Source organism: Longimicrobium sp. (assembly GCF_036280135.1).
Lineage (GTDB): Bacteria > Gemmatimonadota > Gemmatimonadetes > Longimicrobiales > Longimicrobiaceae > Longimicrobium.
The window spans coordinates 1-4,335 of the sequence record NZ_DASURI010000346.1 but is presented as its reverse complement, the minus strand read 5'-3'; the positions used below and the strand labels follow the sequence as shown (position 1 = coordinate 4,335).

The 4,335-nt window shown below is 73.5% G+C and carries 2 protein-coding genes and 1 pseudogene; 1 reads left to right on the top strand and 2 read right to left on the bottom strand.

The window, feature by feature from the left end:
- The first annotated feature begins 226 nt into the window (after positions 1-226).
- Positions 227-1,720, top strand: a complete 1,494-nt coding sequence (locus tag VFZ20_RS10930; protein ID WP_329683908.1) for a hypothetical protein — start codon at positions 227-229, stop codon at positions 1,718-1,720.
- A gap of 482 nt (positions 1,721-2,202) precedes the next feature.
- Here the strand turns inward: VFZ20_RS10930 and VFZ20_RS10925 are convergent, their stop codons facing one another.
- Positions 2,203-3,777, bottom strand: coding sequence for a M20/M25/M40 family metallo-hydrolase (locus VFZ20_RS10925; RefSeq protein WP_329683907.1), 1,575 nt, complete (start codon positions 3,775-3,777; stop codon positions 2,203-2,205).
- A gap of 94 nt (positions 3,778-3,871) precedes the next feature.
- Positions 3,872-4,335, bottom strand: a pseudogene (locus tag VFZ20_RS10920) (hypothetical protein); the annotation flags it as partial.

Here is a 4,335-nt window from a genome sequence, read left to right as displayed (position 1 = left end):
GGAGCAGAGGCAGCAGAGTACTTCATTCCGTGCCGAAATGGGTACTCTGCTGCCCCTGCTCCCTCTGCGTGAAAAGCAGTTCCCCTCCCGCGCGCGAAGCCCGGCCCTTGAAACGAAACGCCAGGGCGCACGTACATCGCTCCCCGTCAGGCTCCGAGAGTTGACGAAAGCGTGACGGCAGGCAAGGTTAGGCACCCTTTTCCTCAGAAACACCTGGAGCAGCGTAATGCCCCCATCCTCCCGAAAGATCCTCCTCGCCTCGTCCCTCCTGCTGGCCGCGGCGCCCGCCGCAACACATGCGCAGCGCGCGCCCACGGTGCCCATGGAGGTGTTCGGCGGTCGCCTGCAGCTCGCCGACGAGATCGGCGGGGGCGACGTGGATGTGGCCGGCGTGCTGGCCGGCATCGACGTGGGCGCGTACGCCGGTCTGCACGGCTTCTACTGGCGCGCCGTGGAAAGCGACCCCGTCGCCGCCGGCAACGTGCAGGCGTTCGGCGGCGAGGGTCAGGTCAACCTCAACGTGGGCAACGGCTTTACGCCCTTCCTCGTCGGCGGCGTGGCGCGGCTGGACTTCCTGGAGGCGGACGAGGACGGGGGCGAGACGCCGGACGACCGCACCATGCCCATCGTGGGCGCGGGCGTGCGGCTGGACGTGGGCCGCTTCGGGCTGCAGGGTGCCGTGCGCAGCTACGTGGCCGACGCGGACGCGGGCGACGAGGACGGCGGAAGCAACTGGGTGCACTCGCCCCTGTGGACGGTAGGCGCCGCCTTTCGCCTGGGGCGCACGGGCCGCGCGCCCCGCGTGGCGGCCGCGCCGCCGGCTGCCTCGGCCACGCGCGTGGTCCGTGGCGACACCGTGTACGTGGTGCGCGGCGACACGTCGTACCAGTCGGGCAACTTCGTCAGCATCCCCATCCCCCGCGAGGGCGAGATCTACCTTCGCTACGGCCCGGGCGAGGGATCGCGGGCGAACGGCGCGCAGGCCGCCGCGCCCGCCGTGGCCACGCCCCTGGACGACGCTGCGCTGGAGAACCTGCGCCGCCGCATCCTGGACGACATGGAGCCCCTGCTGCGCGGCATGCTGGCCGAGGAGCGCGCGGAGACGGTGGATATGGTGCGCCGCGAGCTGGCCGCCGTGTCGCCGAGCATGACGCCCGACGCCGAGGCGCGGCTGCTGGACCGCATCGACGCGCTCGTGGCCCTGCGCGTGCGCGACGAGCTCACGGCCGCGCGGCTCCTGGGCGACAGCGCCTACGCCGCGCGCCCGGCGCCGCCGGCGGAGGAGCGCTTCGTCCCGCGCTTCGGCGCGCTGCGGCCGTACATGGGCGGCAACCTGGACCGCCCGCGCCAGTTCGTGGCGGGCGTGCGGCTGGACCTGGGCCCGTTCGACGCGGCCCGTCCCGCCATCCGGCTGATCCCCGAGGCAGCGCTGGGCCTGGGGCAGGGCGGCGCGTCGGTGATGCTGGCGGGGAACGTGGCGTACGAGGCGGGCGGGATGGAGGTGCGGGGCACGCCCGTGCGGCCGTACGGCTACGTGGGCGCCGGATTCCTGTTCATCAACGACCCGCCCGTGAACCGGCCGGGTACGGAGGCCGTGGTGAACCTGGGCTACGGCTTTTCCATCCCCGTCCCCAACCGCAGTCACGGCGAGCTGTTCCTGGAGCACCAGGGCGTGGACCTGTTCGATCTGAACCGCGTGCTCGTGGGCCTGCGGTTCTGATCGGCGGATCGGCTCGGAGGCGAAGCGGATCGGCTCGGAGGCGAGGCGGATCGACGGAGACAAAGAGGAGGGGGAGGCGGTGGAGAGCGGAGAACCCGTCGCTGCGCGACGGGCGGCCCTCTCCCCCGACCGCCTTTTCGCTCGTTCCTCGCGACGGCGGTCGACCCCTCCCCCAACTTCGGGGGAGGGGTTGTTCGTTGGGACAGTGTTGCGTGGGGAGTCAGCCCCGTGCCGGGGCTGGGTTCTCCTCTCTCCGCGAGGAACGAGCGGAGAGAGGCCGGGAGAGGGACGAGTTGCTGCCGGCGAGAGTTGTCCGGATGCCCGAGGAGGGCCCTCCGCGGGCCGGCACACCCTCCGCCGACATGCAGGATCCGTGATCTCCCTTCCCCCACGCCGTTTGTGGGGGAAGGGCCGGGGATGGGGGGCGCTCAGCCCGTGCGACGAATCAAACCCTCATCCTCGATCCACGTCTTCCCGCACCCTTACCGCGTCAGCGACCGCACTTCTTCCAGACCCCGCGGGTCCCACTGGGGGCGCTGCGGGTTGTTGGCGATGTCGTAGACGAGGTAGAACACCATCCGCGAGATCCGCGTGGCCTTGTCGGTGTCGATCGTCTCCACCTCGTCCGACGGGCGGTGGTAATCCGCGTGCACGCCGCTGAAGAAGAAGATGGCCGGCACCTCCTTGCGGGCGAAGTTGAAGTGGTCGGAGCGAAAGAAGAAGCGCTGCTCCGGCCACATGTCGTCCGCCAGCGTCAGGTTGAGCTCCGGGTGCTCCGTGTTCAGCCGGTTGGTCACGTCGCCCAGCGTGCTGTAGTCCTTGCCGATGACCACCACGCTGTCCGCCGCGTTGCGCCCGATCATGTCCACGTTCACGTTGGCCACCGTCTGCGCCAGCGGCAGCGTGGGATGGTCGCTGTACCACTCCGACCCCAGCAGCCCCTTCTCCTCGCCGCTCACGTGGAGGAAGACGATGCTGCGCCGCGGCCGCACGCCCAGCTGCGACATGGCCTGCGCCACCTCCAGCAGCCCCGTGGTGCCGCTGGCGTCGTCGTCCGCGCCGTTGTAGATGCTGTCGCCGTCCACGGCCTCGCCCACGCCCAGGCCGTCCATGTGGGCGCTGAGCACCACGTACTCGTCGCGCAGCGCCGGGTCGCTGCCCGGCAGCACGGCCACCACGTTGGGCGCGCGGCCCTCGTCCAGCGTGCGCACCGGGAGCGCCGCCGTGGCCGTGGCGCCCGCCAGCGGCACGATGCGCGTCACGCCCTCGGCGCCGCGCCACTGCTCGTCCAGCGACAGCCCGCCCGCGCTGAACACGCGCCGCGCGGCGTCCTGCGTGACGAAGAACATGGGGTACGCCACCTGGCCGCCCAGCGTGCGCGACGGGGCCTGCGCCGTCTGCGCGTAACGCGCCACGCTGTCCGCCGTCCACGACGGGTCCAGCACGAAGACGACCGCCTGCGCGCCCGCGCGCTGCGCGGCATTGCGCAGGCGGGTGCGCTCCAGCCGCCAGTCGCGCGTGTACCGCCCGGGGATGGCCACGACGGCCAGCTGGCCGCGCAGGGATCCTTCCGCCAGCACGGCGTCCGCGCCGCGGCCGGCGTAGGCCAGCGCGGCGGACGAAAGGGGCTGCGCCGTGCCGCCGCTCGCGAAGAAGTCGCGGCCGTACGCCAGGCGCGTGGTCCCGCCCGCGCCGGCCACCTCCAGGCGGGCGCCGGCGGCATCCAGCTGGCGCAGGGGATACGGGTACCACTGCAGGAAGGAGTTGTTCTCCCCGCCCGCCGTAAAGCCCATCAGCTTGTACTGGTTCACCAGGTACTCGGCCGTGAGCTCCAGCTCCGGGCTGGGCGTGTTGCGGCCGCGCATGCGGTCCGAGGCCAGGAACTCGATGCGGGCAAAGACGTCCGCGGGGGTGATGGTGGCGACGGCCTGCGCGGGCGTGAGCCCGGCGGGCGCGCCGCCGGACGGCGCGGGGGCCGTGGCGGGTCCAGACGCGGGCGCCGCGCAGGCAGCGAGTGCCAGCGCGGCGCAGGATGCGGCGTACGTGCGCAACTTCATGGAGCGTGCTCCGTGGGGGTGTGGGGCGGGCCTGGACGGCCCGCCCGGGTCATCCCCCCGGAGCTACGCGCACGCGCGCGTCACAGCGAGGGGATCAGGGCCGGGAACGCGGCGGCCGGCTGCTGCCACCGCCGTCCGACGTAGACGAGCGGCCGCCGGACGACGACGGGGGCGGCGACGACTGCCGCTGGGGCTCCGCCGACCGCTGGGGCGGCGACTCACGCCGGGGCTCCGCCGAGCGCTGCGGGGGAGACTCGCGGCGCGGCTCGGCCGACCGGCTGCCGCCGCCCTCGCTGGGCGGACGGCGCTGGAACGTGGGCCGGTCGCGCTCGGGCTGCACGGGGCGGTCCTGCTGGCGCGGCCCGGCGTCGTCCTGCTGCGGGCGCGTGGTGCCCCGCGTGGTGGGCCGGTCGGCCGGGCCCGAGCGCGGCGCGCCGCGGTCCGTCGTCACCGAGCCCGTGGAGCCTTCGCCGCCGCGGGACGGGCGCCGCGTGCTGGGCGCCGCGCCGTCGCTGCCGCCGCTGGGCCGGCTATAGTCGCCGCGCCCCGTGTTGTCGG

Excerpts from the sequence above, each read along its gene's own strand:
- VFZ20_RS10930 (WP_329683908.1), top strand. The coding sequence starts at position 227 with ATGCCCCCATCCTCCCGAAAGATCCTCCTCGCCTCGTCCCTCCTGCTG.
- VFZ20_RS10925 (WP_329683907.1), bottom strand. The coding sequence starts at position 3,777 with ATGAAGTTGCGCACGTACGCCGCATCCTGCGCCGCGCTGGCACTCGCT.